Origin of the sequence: Paraburkholderia sp. GAS333, assembly GCF_050435665.1 — a bacterium.
In the GTDB taxonomy this organism is placed as follows: domain Bacteria; phylum Pseudomonadota; class Gammaproteobacteria; order Burkholderiales; family Burkholderiaceae; genus Paraburkholderia; species Paraburkholderia fungorum_A.
Genome location: NZ_JBNDKS010000001.1, coordinates 1,903,677 through 1,918,685 on the forward strand (window position 1 = coordinate 1,903,677; position 15,009 = coordinate 1,918,685).

14 protein-coding genes are annotated in these 15,009 nt (G+C 63.7%); 7 read left to right on the forward strand and 7 right to left on the reverse strand.

Features of this window, described 5'->3' with window-relative positions; genetic code table 11:
- Positions 1-102: 102 nt before the first annotated feature.
- Both ABH945_RS08460 and ABH945_RS08465 read left to right on the forward strand, forming a co-directional pair.
- Positions 103-996 carry an NAD-dependent epimerase/dehydratase family protein gene (locus tag ABH945_RS08460; protein ID WP_429250260.1) on the forward strand — a complete coding sequence of 298 codons (894 nt, stop codon included), beginning with the start codon at positions 103-105 and terminating at the stop codon, positions 994-996.
- A 139-nt stretch (positions 997-1,135) separates the two neighbouring features.
- Positions 1,136-1,318 carry a hypothetical protein gene (locus ABH945_RS08465; protein ID WP_074763677.1) on the forward strand — a complete coding sequence of 61 codons (183 nt, stop codon included), beginning with the start codon at positions 1,136-1,138 and terminating at the stop codon, positions 1,316-1,318.
- A gap of 49 nt (positions 1,319-1,367) precedes the next feature.
- Here the strand turns inward: ABH945_RS08465 and ABH945_RS08470 are convergent, their stop codons facing one another.
- The 4 genes from ABH945_RS08470 to ABH945_RS08485 all read right to left on the reverse strand — a co-directional run bounded on the left by ABH945_RS08470 (position 1,368) and on the right by ABH945_RS08485 (position 4,611).
- A complete protein-coding gene (locus ABH945_RS08470; protein ID WP_429250261.1) occupies positions 1,368-2,126 on the reverse strand; it encodes a DUF899 domain-containing protein in 759 nt (252 codons plus the stop codon).
- A gap of 82 nt (positions 2,127-2,208) precedes the next feature.
- Complete coding sequence (locus ABH945_RS08475; protein WP_429250262.1) at positions 2,209-2,547, reverse strand: SRPBCC family protein; 339 nt, start codon at positions 2,545-2,547, stop codon at positions 2,209-2,211.
- The gene (locus ABH945_RS08480; RefSeq protein ID WP_429250263.1) at positions 2,544-2,996 is read right to left on the reverse strand and encodes an ArsR/SmtB family transcription factor; all 453 of its coding nucleotides are present in this window, start codon (positions 2,994-2,996) and stop codon (positions 2,544-2,546) included. The genes ABH945_RS08475 and ABH945_RS08480 overlap by 4 nt, the downstream gene beginning before the upstream one ends.
- A gap of 232 nt (positions 2,997-3,228) precedes the next feature.
- Complete coding sequence (locus tag ABH945_RS08485; protein WP_429250264.1) at positions 3,229-4,611, reverse strand: NCS2 family permease; 1,383 nt, start codon at positions 4,609-4,611, stop codon at positions 3,229-3,231.
- A 548-nt stretch (positions 4,612-5,159) separates the two neighbouring features.
- Here ABH945_RS08485 and ABH945_RS08490 point away from each other — a divergent pair.
- Both ABH945_RS08490 and ABH945_RS08495 read left to right on the forward strand, forming a co-directional pair.
- Complete coding sequence (locus tag ABH945_RS08490; protein WP_074763672.1) at positions 5,160-6,125, forward strand: PRC-barrel domain-containing protein; 966 nt, start codon at positions 5,160-5,162, stop codon at positions 6,123-6,125.
- Complete coding sequence (locus ABH945_RS08495; protein WP_074763671.1) at positions 6,122-7,378, forward strand: MFS transporter; 1,257 nt, start codon at positions 6,122-6,124, stop codon at positions 7,376-7,378. Before ABH945_RS08490 ends, ABH945_RS08495 begins: the two co-directional genes overlap by 4 nt.
- Positions 7,379-7,478: 100 nt before the next feature.
- Here ABH945_RS08495 and ABH945_RS08500 read toward each other — a convergent pair whose 3' ends face one another.
- Together ABH945_RS08500 and ABH945_RS08505 are read right to left on the reverse strand one after the other, a co-directional pair.
- Positions 7,479-8,846 (reverse strand): MFS transporter, encoded by a 1,368-nt coding sequence (locus ABH945_RS08500; RefSeq protein WP_429250265.1) that lies wholly within the window; start codon positions 8,844-8,846, stop codon positions 7,479-7,481.
- A 70-nt stretch (positions 8,847-8,916) separates the two neighbouring features.
- Positions 8,917-10,089 carry a M20 aminoacylase family protein gene (locus ABH945_RS08505; protein WP_074763669.1) on the reverse strand — a complete coding sequence of 391 codons (1,173 nt, stop codon included), beginning with the start codon at positions 10,087-10,089 and terminating at the stop codon, positions 8,917-8,919.
- 119 nt (positions 10,090-10,208) lie between these two features.
- On the opposite strand from ABH945_RS08505, the gene ABH945_RS08510 reads away from it, so the two are divergent.
- Complete coding sequence (locus ABH945_RS08510; RefSeq protein ID WP_074766345.1) at positions 10,209-11,159, forward strand: LysR family transcriptional regulator; 951 nt, start codon at positions 10,209-10,211, stop codon at positions 11,157-11,159.
- 18 nt (positions 11,160-11,177) lie between these two features.
- Here ABH945_RS08510 and ABH945_RS08515 read toward each other — a convergent pair whose 3' ends face one another.
- Entirely contained in the window at positions 11,178-12,071 is an 894-nt protein-coding gene (locus ABH945_RS08515; RefSeq protein ID WP_074763668.1) for a LysR family transcriptional regulator ArgP, read from the reverse strand.
- A 97-nt stretch (positions 12,072-12,168) separates the two neighbouring features.
- On the opposite strand from ABH945_RS08515, the gene ABH945_RS08520 reads away from it, so the two are divergent.
- Complete coding sequence (locus ABH945_RS08520; protein ID WP_429250266.1) at positions 12,169-12,819, forward strand: LysE/ArgO family amino acid transporter; 651 nt, start codon at positions 12,169-12,171, stop codon at positions 12,817-12,819.
- A 909-nt stretch (positions 12,820-13,728) separates the two neighbouring features.
- On the forward strand, positions 13,729-14,943 hold the full coding sequence (gene wecB, locus ABH945_RS08525) for a non-hydrolyzing UDP-N-acetylglucosamine 2-epimerase (protein WP_429250267.1): 1,215 nt from the start codon (positions 13,729-13,731) through the stop codon (positions 14,941-14,943).
- The last annotated feature ends 66 nt before the right edge of the window (positions 14,944-15,009 follow it).

The window sequence follows — 15,009 nt, forward strand, 5'->3', positions numbered from 1 at the left end:
CAAGATTGATTTGAGACTAACACGCTTTTTGCGAGAATCAGTCCGGCGGATACTGCTTGCCTGTCACCTGGCTTTTTCGTCTTTCCACTCAAGGAGAACGTCTTGAAGATTTTCATCACGGGCGCAAGCGGTTTTATCGGCGGCTCGATTGCTGCGCATCTGGTGCGCGCCGGCCATCAAGTACGCGGTCTGATCCGCAATGCCGACCACACGGCCGAACTGAAACGGCTCGGCATCGAACCGGTCATCGGCACGCTCGACGACCGCGACCTGCTGATCGCCGAAGCGCAAGCCGCCGACGCGGTCATCAACGCGGCGAGCAGCGATCACGAAGGTGCGGTCAAGGCACTGATCGACGGGCTCGCCGGTTCGGGCAAACCGTTCCTGCATACCAGCGGCTCGAGCATCGTCGGCGATGCGTCGGGCGGCGAAGCGGGCGAGGCGCGCATCTATCACGAAGACGCGCTGCCCACGCCGACGCCGGACAAAGTCGCGCGCGTCGCAATCGACCTGCTGGTTCTCAACGCCGCGCAAATGAACATCCGCTCGGCGGTGCTGTGCAATACGCTGATCTACGGTCACGGCGCCGTGGCGGGCAGCGCGAGCGTGCAGTTGCCGCGTCTCGTGCGTCAGGCGCAAAAGAGCGGCGTGGTGCGTCACGTGGGCAGCGGCGGCAACATCTGGTCGAACGTGTTTATCGACGACGTCGCCGAGCTGTATCGCCTCGCGTTGGAGAAAACCCCTGCGGGCACGTTCTATTTCGTCGAAAGCGGCGAAGCGTCGTTCCGCGAGATGAGCGCCGCGATTGCCCGCAAGATGAAACTCGGCGAGTCGCAAGACTGGCCGCTCGCCGACGCGCAAAAAGAATGGGGCTACGAAATGGCCTCGTACGGCCTCGGTTCGAATAGCCGCGTGCGTGGCGAGCGCGCGCGCAAACTGCTCGGCTGGAAGCCGGCGCGCACGTCGGTGATCGAGTGGATCGAACGCGATATGTGACGCGCTATGTGACGCGTGCGAGCGCTGTAAGCCGTGTAAGCGCAGCCGTTGCAAATTCGTAAGCTGTTCTCGATAAAATCCCGCTCACCTTCCGTGCGTCCCGACTGTCCGGGTCGCACACGAGTACGGATTTTGATCGATGACTTTCGCGCTGAATTTCGACTGGCTGACCAACCTGCTGGCGATTCTTTTTGTCGTAGCGTGCCTTTACGATGCACGCTACGACGAATACGGCGTGTTGACGCTGACCGCTGCGGCGATGGGCCTCGCCGTGATGGCAATGCAGTTTTTCCTCAAACCCGCGTTCGATATGGCGCTCTGAATACAGCGCGCCAACGTCACCCCGGCATACGCGGTTCAGTCACTCACGCTCACGAACCGGTTCCGCATCCCGCGCAACCACCGTTCTTTTCAGCCGCTTTCTTCTCTTCTCCATATCTATCGTGATGCCTGACCCAGTCGGTCAGCCCGCGCTCTTCATTGCGTCCTTTCGGCGTGATATCCAGATGCGCGTACGTGTTCAGAAAACGTTCGTCGCCGCGCCCGAAGCATGAATACGTGTGAAACACGTCGCCATTGCGGTCCTTGTAGAACACGCTGTGGCCGTGTTGCTCGTCGATGCCGACATCCTGCTCCTTGAAGTTGTAGAACGCCTTCTTGCTGGCCAGCTGCTCCGGCGTGAACGACACGTGATAGTCGAAATTGAAATCGCTTCCCTCCGACGACACCCACGGGAAAGTCCATTCCATCCGCTTTTTAAAGGCCTCGATCTTCGCGAGCGGCGCATGCGACACCGTCACATAGGTCACATCGTGATGCTCCAGATGAGGCAACGCGCCGGCCATATGATCCGACACGAACGAGCAGCCGACGCAGCCCTCCTCCCAATCCTTGCCCAGCATGAAGTGATAGACGATCAACTGGCTGCGTCCGTCGAACAGGTCGGCAAGCGTTTTGCGGCCTTGCGGCGTGTCGAACGTATAGGTCTTGTCGACCTTCACCCACGGTAATTCGCGGCGTTTGCGGGCAATTTCATCGCCTGCGCGCATGTGCGCTTTTTCTTCGACGAGAAGCGCCCGGCTCGCGTCCAGCCATTCCTGTTTCGTGCCAATGCGGTGTTGCGGTTCCATCTGCGTCTCCTTCTCTGCGTCATGCAGATTCAATCAGGCACACTCAAAAGAACTCATTGCGTTCGTTGGATTTGCCACGCGCTCACAGCACGTAGCGCTCCAGCGAATCGATACCGTCGGTCCAGCCATGACGATGATCGTCGCGTTGCGCATCGTCGGCGAAACGTTCGTGCGTGAGCGTGAGCCATGTCGCGCCGCCCTCTGGCTCCAGCAGGATCGTGACCTGCGATTCGTGTTCGGCGCCGCCGCGCGGGGTCCACGTGAAAACCAGCTTGTGCTCGGGCACGACTTCCAGATAGGTGCCACGCACCTCAACCTCGCCGCCGTCCTGCTTGCGAAACACAATCGTGTAGTGTCCGCCGACCCGTACGTCGAATTCCGCGCGAATTACGTCGGAGCCGCCCGGATGCATCCACGTCATGAATTGCGCCGGTTCCGTCCACGCGCGGAAGATCCTGGCGGGCGTGGCGTCGAGACGCCGCCGGAGGCTGAGGCTGGGCTGGACGGCGTGGGCGGGCTGGGCGGATCGGGTGGACATGAGGCGGGCTCCTCTTCGACGAAAGCGGCAAGACGGTCGAGCGATTCGGACCAGAAGCGCTGATAGCGGTTGAGCCATTCCATCGCTTCTTCCATGGGTCCGGCGGCTAACCGGCACGCCACCGTGCGGCCGGTTTTGTTGCGCGTGATCAGCCCCGCGTCGGACAGCACGTCGAGGTGCTTCATCACCGCGGGCAAGGACATCGCGAACGGTGCGGCGAGTTCGCTGATCGACAGATCGTGCTCCGACAGACGCGCGAGCAACGCACGCCGCGTCGGGTCCGACAGCGCGGCGAAAGTGCGATCGAGTAACGCATCATTAAACTTAACCATGAGGTTAAGTATAGAAACGAAGCTCGGGAAGTCAAGTACAGGTACGCGTTTTCTATCAACACACGAAAAGCGCGCGGCAGTGATACGGCAGAAAAAAGCGCGGTGCGCCGCAGAAAAATTCTGCGATGCACCGCGTCAAGGTGGGAGACCAACGACTACTTACTCTCGCGAAATCCGCTGAAGTCTTGTGGCGCTTCGTAACGTCGCACGGAAGGAAAAGACCGGCGGAAAATCAGATCGCCCATCCGCCGAGATAGAAGCCGACCAGCACGACCGCGATCGCCACCGTCCCCACGTTCAGCTTGCGATATTCGCCGCTCACCACGCGGCCGATCACCAGTGTCGCGAAGCCGAGCATGATGCCGGTCACGATGTTCGCGGTCAGCACGATAAACACGGCGCACATGAGGCCCGACATCGAATCGACCATGTCGTCCATATGCAGCTTGCTGACGTTCGACAGCATCAGCAGGCCGACGTACATCAGCGCCGGTGCGGTCGCGTACGAAGGCACGAGGCTCGCGAGCGGCGAGAAGAACATCACGACGAGAAACAGCAGACCGACCACGGCCGCCGTCATCCCCGTTTTCGCGCCCGCTGCCACGCCGACCGTCGACTCGATATAAGCCGCCGCCGGTGCGCCGCCAAGCAGGCCAGAGAAAATCGAGCTGAGCGAGTCGGCGGTCAGTGCGCGGCCGCCGTTGATGATGCGGCCGTTTTCATCCAGTTGCCCCGCTTGTCCCGCGACCGCGCGAATCGTGCCGGTCGCGTCGAACACGGCCGTCATCACGAGGGCCAGCACGCTCGGCAGGACCGCCATCGACAGCGCGCCCTTGATGTCCATCGCACCGATCAGCGACGCGTGTCCCGGCGCGCTCAGCGACGGCACCGCGAACACGCCGTGGAACGTCACGGCCGGATCGATCGCGAGCGCAATCGCCGAAATCGCCACGATCACGATCAGGATCGAACCCGGCACGCGACGCCGCACCAGCCCGAAAATCGCCGCGAGACCCGCCACCGACATCAGCGCGGGCAACGCGGTGATGTGTCCGAGCGACACCGGCAAACCCGCGCCCGGATTCTTCACGACGAGACCGACGTCGTTCGCGGCGATCAGCAGCAGGAACAGGCCGATGCCGATGCCGGTGCCGTGCGCGATACCGGTCGGCAGATTGCGCAGAATCCACGAGCGCACGCCGGTCACCGAAATCGCGGTGAACACGACGCCCATCAGGAACACCGCGCCGAGCGCCACATTCGGAGCCAGCCCTTTGCCCAGCACGAGGCCGAACGCGGTGAACGCCGTCAGCGAAATCGCGCAGCCGATCGCGATCGGCAGACGCGCCCACACGCCCATCAGCAGCGAGCCGAACGCGGTGGTCAGACACACGGCGACGAATACCGCGCTGGTGTCGAAGCCCGCCTTGCCGAACATGGCGGGTACGACGAATACGGAATAGACCATCGCGAGGAAGGTCGTGATGCCCGCGACGATCTCCTGGCGTTGCGTGCTGCCGCGCGCGGTGATGTCGAAATAGCGGTCGAGAAAGCCCTTTCCGTCGAATGATTCGGTTGCGACGTCGGAAATCGGTTGGGCGTGGGGTTCCATCATGATGAGTGCCTCCTTTATCAGCATGCTGAAACGGCCGTCGAACTGGCCGTCATCAGGTTCGTCTCGTTGCTTTGGTTTAATGGTGACTTCGTCCTTTTTTGCTGTCTCGAAATGTAGGGCAACACAAATATGTGTCCAATCGCATGAATGGCATGCCGGACATGTCGCGATGCTTATATGGCTTGAGGGACGGCAAAGCGCGCCGTCGTGGCGCGTGTTTACACCTACAGTCCGCGAGCACGTGATGAAAGGGAGATGACGGCTTTCGCGACAGATTTCGCGGCAGATTTCGCGATATCGGGTCCCGGAGCCAGACACTCCCTACCGCCGCACACAGTCTGCGGAGCATTGCCCGAAACCGGTCATGGCATAGTCCAACGCCTCGCGCGTCAGCCGCGCGGCGCGGCACGAAGCCTGCTAGGAACCCAGCGCCGGATCGTCGGCAAAACGGGGCCTGGCCGACGTCGCGGGTTACACTCTGGCCCGTACCTGTCCTAATAGCGGCGGCCTTTCGCGCCTGTCCGCCCCGGCCCTTGGAGTTTTTCTTGATGACTGGCGGTTTTTCGCGTCCTGCCTGGCGTTTGCCGATTTTTGCTGTCTTCGCGCTGCTGATGCTGTCCGCGCTGTCCGGTTGCGGGAGCCTCCTATGGGGCAACCAGCAGGCGCCGATCGTCGACGCCACGGTGATGCCCGTCGAGCCCGCCAGCGCCCCGGTGGCGGCGTCCGCGCCCGAGCCGGTCGAAACCGAGGCGAACGAGCCCGAACAGCCGAAAAAACCGAGAAAACCGGTCGTCAAGCCGCACAAGGTCGAGCCGCCACCGCCGGTCGCCGCGCCCGCGCCGCCGCCTCCCCCGCCGCCGCCGCTGATCGTGTTGCGCACGATCGAGCGCAACGAAGCGCGCGCGCTGCTCGATAGCGAAGTGCAGAAACCCGACGGCAAGGTCGTCGGACGCGCGGTCGATCTGATCGCCGACGCGCTCGGCAAACCGCGCGAGATGGTCGTCAATCTGCAAGGTTTTCTCGGTGTCGGCGACCGCAAGGTGAATTTCCCGTGGAGCGCGTTCCGCTTCACGCCCGCCGCGAAAACTGCGCCGATCACGCTGAACGCGACCGCCGTCCCCGCGACGGCGGCCAAGCCCGCGCCGGTGCAGTTGCCGCTGATCGACGCCACCGTCGAACGCTCGAACGGCGCGAAAGTGGGCCGCGTGATCGACGTGCTGGTCGACGCCAACGCACAGCCGCAGGCGGTCGTGCTCGATGTCAACGGAATGGTCAGCACCGAGCGGCGCACGATTGCCGCGAACTGGTCGGCGCTGCACTTCGTCACGAAAGACAAGGAACTGCATCCGCAAATCGATTTGAGCGACGCGCAGATCAACGCCACCCCGCCGTATGCGAGCGATAAACCGATCCGCGCGGTGTCGCCCGCGCCGCCGCCCGCTCCGGCATCGGCCGCGGCGGCGCCTGCGGCGGCAACCTCTGCTGTGGCGTCTAACGCACGGGCGGCCCGATGATCGGCCGCACTCAGGTCACGACGCGCAGTCTGCGGGCGCTCGACTGGCTGAATTTTTTCGTCGCGAATGTGCAGACCGGCTTCGGGCCGTTCATCGCGTCGTACCTCGCATCGCACAAGTGGACCCAGGGCGAGATCGGCATGGCGCTGTCGGTCGGCACGATCAGCGCGATGGTGAGCCAGGTGCCTGGCGGCGCCGCCGTCGACGCATTGCGCAACAAGAAAGGCGCGGCCGCCTGGGCGATCGTCGCGATCATCCTGAGCGCGGTGCTGCTGGCCACCAGTCCGACCGTGTTGCCGGTGATCGCCGCCGAGGTGTTCCACGGCTTCGCCAGTTGCATGCTGACACCGGCGCTCGCCGCGATCTCGTTCGCGCTGGTGGGGCGCGCGAATCTCGGCGACCGGCTCGGGCGTAACGCGCGCTGGGCGTCGATCGGCAGCGCGGTCGCGGCCGGGCTGATGGGCGTGTTCGGCGAATACTATTCGCCGCGCGCGGTGTTCTGGCTGACAGCCGGGCTCGCAGTGCCCGCGCTGATCGCGCTGACGATGATCCAGCGCACCGATACCGTCGAGCTGCCGAAAGCCGCGCCGACACCGCAGCAGATCGAGCGCCGCGAAAGCCTGCGCGCGTTGCTGCGCGACAGGCGGATGCTGCTGTTCGCGGCGTGCATCGTGTTGTTCCATCTGTCGAATGCGGCGATGTTGAACCTGGCGGCGGGCGAAGTGACCGCGGGCATGGGCGACAACGTTCAATTGGTGATCGCGGCGTGCATCATCGTGCCGCAGGCGATCGTGGCGATGATGTCGCCGTGGGTCGGACGCTCCGCCGAGCGCTGGGGACGCAGGCCGATCCTGCTGCTCGGCTTCTCCGCGCTGCCGATTCGCGCGTTGCTGTTCGCCGGTATCAGCAGCCCGTATCTGCTCGTGCCGGTGCAGATGCTGGACGGTCTGAGCGCGGCGGTGTTCGGCGTGATGCTGCCGCTGATCGCCGCCGACGTCGCCGGTGACAAGGGACGCTACAACCTGTGTATCGGCCTCTTCGGTCTCGCGGCGGGAATCGGCGCGACGCTGAGCACGACAGCGGCGGGCTTCGTCGCCGATCATTTCGGCAACGCGGTCAGCTTCTTCGGCCTCGCGGCGGCGGGCGCGCTGGCCGTGCTGCTGGTGTGGGCGGCGATGCCCGAGACGCGCGACGCGTCGGCAGCGGGAGACGATGCGCCGGTCGGCAATGGAGAGAAGACGGCGGCGAGGTGACACGGCTGCCGCGCCGCTATCAAGCTGGCTAGGCAAAAAGAGGTGCGAAGCAATTCGCACCTCTTTTTTTTCGACCCGGCCGACTGGCTCAAGCAAGCGATCAATCGAGCGCCCTGCCCGCCGTTTCCCGCATGAACGGCAACGGCAGCAACGACACCAGCCCGCAACCGATCAGATACCAGGCCGGCGCCAGATTGTTGCCGGTCAGCTGGATCAGCCAGGTCGCGAAAAACTGCGCGAATCCGCCGAAAATCGATACGCCGAGGCAGTACACAATCGACATCCCGGTCGCGCGAATCGCACGCGGAAACAGTTCCGGCAGCATCACGATATTCGGCACGGCGGTGAACGCGACCAGCACTGCGAGCCCCGCGACGACCGACAGCAACACCGGCACCGTGGGCACCGCGTTGATCATCATGAACGCGGGATACACGGCGACGATCAGCAGCACGCGCGAGACCCACAGCACACGTTTACGTCCGACGCGATCGGACAACGCGCCCGCGAACGGCGAGCAGATCACGGTCACGACCGCGGCGGTCCACGCAGCCCATAGCGCGGACGACATCGGCAGATGCAGGATGCGGATCGCGTACGTGGACAGATAGAACAGCACGATATAGTTCGCCGCCGTTCCGCCGATGGTGGTCAGCACGCCCATCGTTATTACGCGCGAATGGTCGCGGAATAGCTTGCGGACGGGCTGTGAGGCGGGCTGTGAAGCGGGCATTTCAACCGCCTGCTGCGTGCTTGCCGCGCTGTCTTCGACACCCGGCAGCGTCTCATCCAGATGACGCCGGATATAAATCCCGATCGGCCCCATCGCCATGCCGATCACGAACGGCACGCGCCAGCCCCAGCTTTCCAGCGCGGCGCTCGACAGCGTCGCCGCCAGCGCGACTCCGAGCAGCGATCCGCAGACCGTGTTCAAGCCTTGGCTCACGAACTGCCAGCTTCCATAGAAGCCACGGGTTTTGTCGCTGCCGTATTCCATCAGCAGCGACGTGGATGCACCGATCTCGCCGCCTAGCGCAAAGCCTTGGACAAGCCGCGCGAGAATCACCAGCAACGGCGCGGCCACGCCGATGGCCGCATAAGTCGGCGCGAACGCGATGATCGCGGAGCCGAGCGTCATCAGCCATAGCGTCAGGCTCATGGCGGCCTTGCGGCCCGCGCGATCGGCATAGCCGCCGAGCACCACACCGCCCACCGGACGCATGATGAAACCCACGCCGAAGGTGCCGACCGCAAGCATCAGTTGCGCAAGCTGGCCCTCGACGGGGAAATACAGCTTGCCGATGATCGTCGCGAAGAAACTGTAGATCGTGAAATCGAAGAATTCGAGGCCGTTGCCGAGCGTGATCGCGGCAATCGCCTTGGCGTGGCTCGTGCGTTTGACGGGCTGCACAGCGGGTTGTACTGCGGCTTGACCAGCGCTTGCTTGCGGTGACGCGGAATAGTCCATCGGTGTCTCCTCCATGATGTGCTGCCAGCGCGGACCGGTGCGGTCCGCCGCCGTCCCACACAAGCTCGCGTCAGACCAGAAACGTCTGCGCGAGCTTCACCCAGTACGCCGCGCCGGTGGCGAGGCAATCGTCGTTGAAGTCGTAGCCGGGGTTGTGGACCATGCAGCCGCCCTCGCCGTCGCCATTGCCGATGATCAGATAGCTGCCCGGACACTGTTCCAGCAGGAACGCGAAATCCTCGCTGCCGGTGAGCGGCTGCATGTCGGCGATCAGGCCGTCTTCGCCGAGCCAGTCGAGCGCGACCTGTTTCGCCAGCCCGGTCATGTCCGCATCGTTGACGAGCACCGGATAGCGCCGCTGATAATCCACCGTGGCGCGTCCGCCGAACACGGCCGCCTGTCCGCAAACCACCGCCGTAATACGCTCCTGCAGATAGTCGCGGACCTCGGGTTTCAGCGCGCGCACCGACAGACGCATCTCGGCGGTTTCGGGAATCACGTTCGGCGCTTCGCCCGCGTGAATCGCGCCGACGGTGATGATCGCCATGTCGAGCGGCGCGACGTTGCGCGACACGATGGACTGCAACGCGAGCACGATCTGCGCGCAGATCACGACCGGATCGACCGCCTTCTGCGGCACCGCGCCATGACCGCCTCGCCCGGTCACGGTGATGATCACCGTATCCGACGACGCCATGAACGAGCCCGGCAGAAAGCCGAATTTGCCGGTAGGAAAGCCCGGCATGTTGTGCATCGCGAAGACCGCATCGCACGGGAATTTTTCGAACAGGCCGTCTTCGAGCATTTTTCGCGCGCCGGCCTGACCTTCTTCGGCAGGTTGAAAAATCACGTTCAACGTGCCGTCGAAGTCCTTTTCCTGCGCGAGATGTTTGGCGGCGGCCAGCAGCATCGCCGTATGGCCGTCGTGGCCGCACGCGTGCATCTTGCCCGGCACCGTGCTCGCGTACGGGAGGCCGGTGGTTTCGTGAATCGGCAGCGCGTCCATGTCGGCGCGAATGCCGAGCTTGCGGGTGCCGTTACCCACTTTCAACTGACCGACCACGCCCGTCTGACCGAGCCCGCGATGCACCGTATAGCCCCACGCCTGCAAGCGCTCGGCGACCAGATCGCCGGTCGCGAATTCCTCGTAAGCCAGCTCGGGCTTTGCGTGGATGCGATGGCGCAGCGCGATCATTTCTTCTTCGAGTTCGGCGATGCCCGCCGGGATAGCCATGGTGTTCACGAGTCGTCTCCGTCGATAAAAATCGTGAACCCAGCATAGCCGCGCCGATTTTCCGGCGGCAGACGTAGAATCGTTACACCGGCAACTTCCAGTTGCCACCCTTCTATAGCGTTATGCCGATGAAACTCCATCAACTCAGTACGTTGGCGGCGATTGCCGACACTGGAAGTATCCGGGCCGCGTCGCGCTCGCTGGGCATTTCGCCGGCTGCCGTGACCAAGGCGATGCGCGAACTGGAAGCCGATCTGCACGCGCCGCTGCTGGTGCGCAGCGCGAGCGGGGTGGCCTTCACCGAGTTCGGCCGCGCGCTGGTCGTGCATGCGCGCGTGGTGCTCGGTCAGTTGCAGCGCGCCGAGGCGGAGATCGAAGCGTTGCGCGGCGCGGCGGCGGGCAAGCTGTCGATCGGTGTCACGCCGTGGGTCGCGCTGACGTTCTTGCCGGCCGCCGTGCAGCGTTTCCGGCAACGGATGCCCGAAGTCCAGCTGGAGTTTTTCGAAGGCCTGCTGGCGGTCGTGCAACCGCGACTGCGCGACGGCAGTCTCGATTTTTCGATTGGCCGGCCGCCGCCCGCATCACCGCAATCGGAGTTTCACAACGTGCCGCTGTTTTCGACGCATTCGGCGGTGGTCGCGCGGCGCGATCATCCGAAAGCGGGTTGCCGCACGCTGCTCGAACTGGAAGACGCGGAGTGGGTGTTGAACTGGGACCCGGCGAGCCGCGAGTCGATCTCGGACAACCTGTTCCGCAAGCGCGGCATGCGCGTGCCGCACACCATTCATCTCGCGCATTCGCTGGCGATCGTATTGGGGCTGCTCGCGCACACGGACATGCTCAGCATTTTTCCGTGGCCGCTCGTCGAGGTGACGCTGGCCAGAGAAAATCTGTGGGCGCTGCCATTGCGCGAAACGGTGGATGAAACCATCGTCAGCATCACGTCGCGCCGGGGTGCGCCGACCAGTCCGGCGGCAGCATGCTTTCTCGAGTGTCTGCGCGAGGTGATCGATGAAGGCGCGCGCTCGCAGGACCCCGAGCAGCGGCGCCTGTTTCACTCGATAGAGTTGCTGCTGTAGTGGCGTCGATGCGGGTCCTCAGTCGAGATACTCCGCCGCGCGCTTGCGCAGCACCGCGCTGAAATCGTCGAGCCAGCCGATCGACAGACGCCAGCTCTGCCAGTACAGATCGACGTCGATATGCTTGCCGGGCGCCATCTCTACCAGCTCGCCGTTCGCCAGATGCGCGGCGATCATCCGCTCGGGGCACATGCCCCAGCCGAGCCCCGTCACGCAAGCGCGCAGAAAACCGGCGACGTGCGGAATCCAGTGCAAAGGCGGATCGATTTCCGCGCGCGTCACGCGCCGGATGAAGCGCTTCTGCAACTGATCCTTCGGGTTGAAATCGACGCACGGCGTGCGCTTCAAACTTTCGCGGGTGACGCCGTCGGCGAAATGACGGGCGAAGAATGCAGGCGAGCAAACCGCCATATAGCGCATGCGGCCGAGCCGCGTGGACCGGCAGCCCTGCACCGGCTCGGCCTGCGTGGTGACCGCGCCCTGCACGCTGCCGTCGCGGATTCGTTGCGCGGTGTGATCCTGATCGTCGACGACCAGATCGAGCAGCATCTCCCGTTCGACGCAGAACGGCGCGACCGCATCGATAAACCAGGTGCCAACGCTGTCGTCGTTCACCGCGACACGCAGCGCCGGCCACGGTTCGACCAGCGTGCCGGGCAGCGCCGGCAGACGGCCGCTCAATTCGGCTTCCAGCAACAGCACGCGCTCGGTATGGCGGCACAGCAACGCACCGGAGGTCGTCGCGACACACGGCTGGCCGCGCTTCACCAGCACGCTGCCGACGCGCTCCTCCAGCAGTTTGACCCGCTGCGATACCGCCGACGGCGTGACATTCAGCACGCTCGCCGCGCGGTCGAACGAACCGTGACGGACCACGGCGGCCAGCGCATCGAGCAGCGCATAGTCGAGCATTAGTGTTCCTTAATCTGCATTAACTAAATTAGCTTCTCTTACGGCAAGCGAAACCGCAGACTAGCGCCATTGGTACTCCCCGTCTACTGGATCGACTATGAACTGGCTGTCTTTTTCCCACGGAGCCGCGCTGTGCGCATCGCTGATCGTGACCATCGGCGCGCAGAACGCTTTCATCCTCCGTCAGGGCATCATGCGCTCGCATGTCGGCAAGATCGTGCTGCTGTGCGCGCTGTCGGACTTCATCCTGATCGGCGCGGGCGTCGGCGGCGCGTCGGTGCTCGTCGAGCGCTACCCGGCGTTCGTTCACGCGATGCTGTACGTCGGGCTCGCGTACCTCGCGTGGTTCGGCATCAACGCGCTGCGTCGCGCGGTGCGGCCGGGGCATGCCGTGCTGGATGCAGGCGTGAATAGCGCGAACGATGAAACCGGTGCGAGTGGCGCGACCACCGCGCCAGCCCAACGCGCACTGCCGATCATCCTGATGACGCTCGCGTTCACGTGGCTCAATCCGCACGTTTATCTCGACACATTCCTGCTAATCGGCACGGCGGGCGCGCGCGAGCCGGAGGGCGCGAGAGTTGCGTTTGCGCTCGGCGCGATGGCGGTTAGCGGCGTCTGGTTCGTGGGCCTCGGATACGGTGCGCGCGCGTTGGCTCCGCTGTTCAAGCGTGCGACGGCGTGGCGAGTGCTCGATGGTGCCATCGGCAGCATGGTGTTGCTGCTCGCGGTGACGCAGCTGCGGTGAACCGGTTGAAGCAACGCGGACCGACCCGCGCCGCGTTGCAAAAAGAACACAGTTTTCTTCGCAAAATCATGAACTTGAGAAGCACTCGCGATCCGCTTCGGGCGCCCACCAAATAGCTTTCGCCTAACCCGCTCAAGGCTTCATTCTCACGGCCGGCAAAGGCGAAACCCACGCTGGCGGCCGCTCCAGCCCCTTCCCTCCCGCTGGCAACTTCGCGGCGCCGCGCCCCGAACGACCTGCTATCCCGTCTCCATTCCGTTCCTCGAAAGCGACTTCACCACCCTGAAGCATTTCTTTTGGGAGAAATATTCCTCGTCATGCCCCGATTTAACGCCAATTAATCAGGTTGTTCAGCGCCTGAAATCCTGCTATCGCGGTGAAACTGTCAACTATGTTCAGCCATCGTTAAATCGCGCCATTTGAGGTATTTCAATTGATACCGCGTCGATATAATCGCCGCCAGTTATGCACGTTGCCTGCTCCTTCGCCTGTGGTGCCATAATCCGCGCCGCGCTAAAGCAGGGCCGGCGGCAATCTCATAACAGAGAACTTCCGGCAGCGCGATTCCAGCACCGGCTTGCAGCGCCAAACGATTGCTGAAAGCGAATCGAAACATTAACGGGGGCCGACAAGTGAAGTATTTTTTAGAAATCGCTATTATTGAGCGAAATCTTCCTCTTGCTTACACGGCTCAGGAGATTAAGGCCGGTTAGAATCCGGGCCGATTAGCTGGCGACGGGGCCGGCAACGAGGACCATCCCAGATAATCGGGATTCAAATAAAAACACCCAGCCGCCAGGAGTGATTTTCATCACGCCCGACCGGTCGAGTCTGCATACCGCGTTGTTTTTGTGGGGTGGCCAGCCCTGGTGCGTGCAGCGTGGGAAAGTCGAAATAAAGACGATAACAATGCCTGTACGAATCATGTCGGTGTTCGGCACGAGGCCGGAAGCCATCAAGATGGCGCCGCTCGTCAAACAGCTGGAAGCGGACCGGGAAGTTGAATCAATCGTTTGCGTGACCGCCCAGCACGGCTCGATGCTCACGCAAGTGCTGGAATTCTTTGGCATCACGCCGCACTACGATCTCGCGCTGATGACGGCGAACCAGACCCTCAACGGCCTGGCGTCACGTCTGTTTGCGTCGCTCGACGATGTGCTCGAACGCGCCCAGCCGGACCGCGTGCTCGTGCACGGCGACACCACCACGGCCAGCATGGCCGCGCTCGCCGCGTTCCACCGCCGGATTCCCGTCGGTCACATCGAGGCGGGTCTGCGCACCGGCAATCTGCAACAGCCGTGGCCTGAAGAAATGAACCGCCGCGTCGTCGACGTGATGAGCGACCTGATGTTCGCGCCGACCGCCGGTTCGAAGGCCAATCTCGCGCGCGAATCGCTGGCCGGGCGCGTGATCGTCACCGGCAACACCGTGATCGACGCGCTGCATGAAACCACTACCCGCCTCGACGCCGATCCGGCGTTGCGCGCGTCGCTCGAAGCGCGCATGAGTTTCGTCGACGGCAAGCGGCCGCTGCTGCTCGTGACGGGCCATCGCCGCGAAAGCTTCGGCCCCGGCTTCGAGAACATCTGCGCCGCGCTGGCCGAACTGGCGCACAGCGAAGACCTGCAGATCGTCTATCCGGTGCATCTGAATCCGAACGTGCGCGGCCCCGTGCAGGCGACGCTCGGCAACGTGCGCAACGTGCATCTGATCGAGCCGCTCGACTACGTGGGCTTCGTCTGGCTGATGCAGCGCGCGTCGATCATCCTCACCGACTCCGGCGGCGTGCAGGAAGAAGCCCCCGCGCTCGGCAAGCCCGTGCTGGTGATGCGTGACGTGACCGAGCGGCCCGAAGCCGTGGCGGCCGGCACGGTACGGCTGGTCGGCACGGCGCGCGAGTCGATCGTGAACGAAGTGCGGGCGCTGCTGCACGATCCGCAGGCTTACGGCGAATTCGCACGGCGCGTCAACCCGTACGGCGATGGACGTGCATCGGCGCGCATCGTCGCCAGTCTCACGGGTCGTCCGTTCGACGAGTTCGCCGGTGAGCACGCAGACCGGAGCGGCGATACGCGAACCGGCGTTGCCTTGCCCGACTCGATCGAGGCCGCCCAGGTCACCTGAGTCCGCCCTCGCCCGACCGAATCCGCCCGACTCGACCCAAGCCCGCCTGACTCCTACGTCCGGCCA

What these genes read in the sequence shown, in the direction of transcription:
- ABH945_RS08510 (WP_074766345.1), top strand. Translation starts at nt 10,209, where the DNA reads ATGAAACTCCATCAACTCAGTACGTTGGCGGCGATTGCCGACACTGGA.
- ABH945_RS08515 (WP_074763668.1), bottom strand. Translation starts at nt 12,071, where the DNA reads ATGCTCGACTATGCGCTGCTCGATGCGCTGGCCGCCGTGGTCCGTCAC.
- ABH945_RS08465 (WP_074763677.1), top strand. Translation starts at nt 1,136, where the DNA reads ATGACTTTCGCGCTGAATTTCGACTGGCTGACCAACCTGCTGGCGATT.
- wecB (WP_429250267.1), top strand. Translation starts at nt 13,729, where the DNA reads ATGCCTGTACGAATCATGTCGGTGTTCGGCACGAGGCCGGAAGCCATC.
- ABH945_RS08520 (WP_429250266.1), top strand. Translation starts at nt 12,169, where the DNA reads ATGAACTGGCTGTCTTTTTCCCACGGAGCCGCGCTGTGCGCATCGCTG.
- ABH945_RS08495 (WP_074763671.1), top strand. Translation starts at nt 6,122, where the DNA reads ATGATCGGCCGCACTCAGGTCACGACGCGCAGTCTGCGGGCGCTCGAC.
- ABH945_RS08475 (WP_429250262.1), bottom strand. Translation starts at nt 2,547, where the DNA reads ATGACGTGGATGCATCCGGGCGGCTCCGACGTAATTCGCGCGGAATTC.
- ABH945_RS08470 (WP_429250261.1), bottom strand. Translation starts at nt 2,126, where the DNA reads ATGGAACCGCAACACCGCATTGGCACGAAACAGGAATGGCTGGACGCG.
- ABH945_RS08500 (WP_429250265.1), bottom strand. Translation starts at nt 8,846, where the DNA reads ATGGACTATTCCGCGTCACCGCAAGCAAGCGCTGGTCAAGCCGCAGTA.
- ABH945_RS08480 (WP_429250263.1), bottom strand. Translation starts at nt 2,996, where the DNA reads ATGGTTAAGTTTAATGATGCGTTACTCGATCGCACTTTCGCCGCGCTG.
- ABH945_RS08490 (WP_074763672.1), top strand. Translation starts at nt 5,160, where the DNA reads ATGACTGGCGGTTTTTCGCGTCCTGCCTGGCGTTTGCCGATTTTTGCT.
- ABH945_RS08485 (WP_429250264.1), bottom strand. Translation starts at nt 4,611, where the DNA reads ATGATGGAACCCCACGCCCAACCGATTTCCGACGTCGCAACCGAATCA.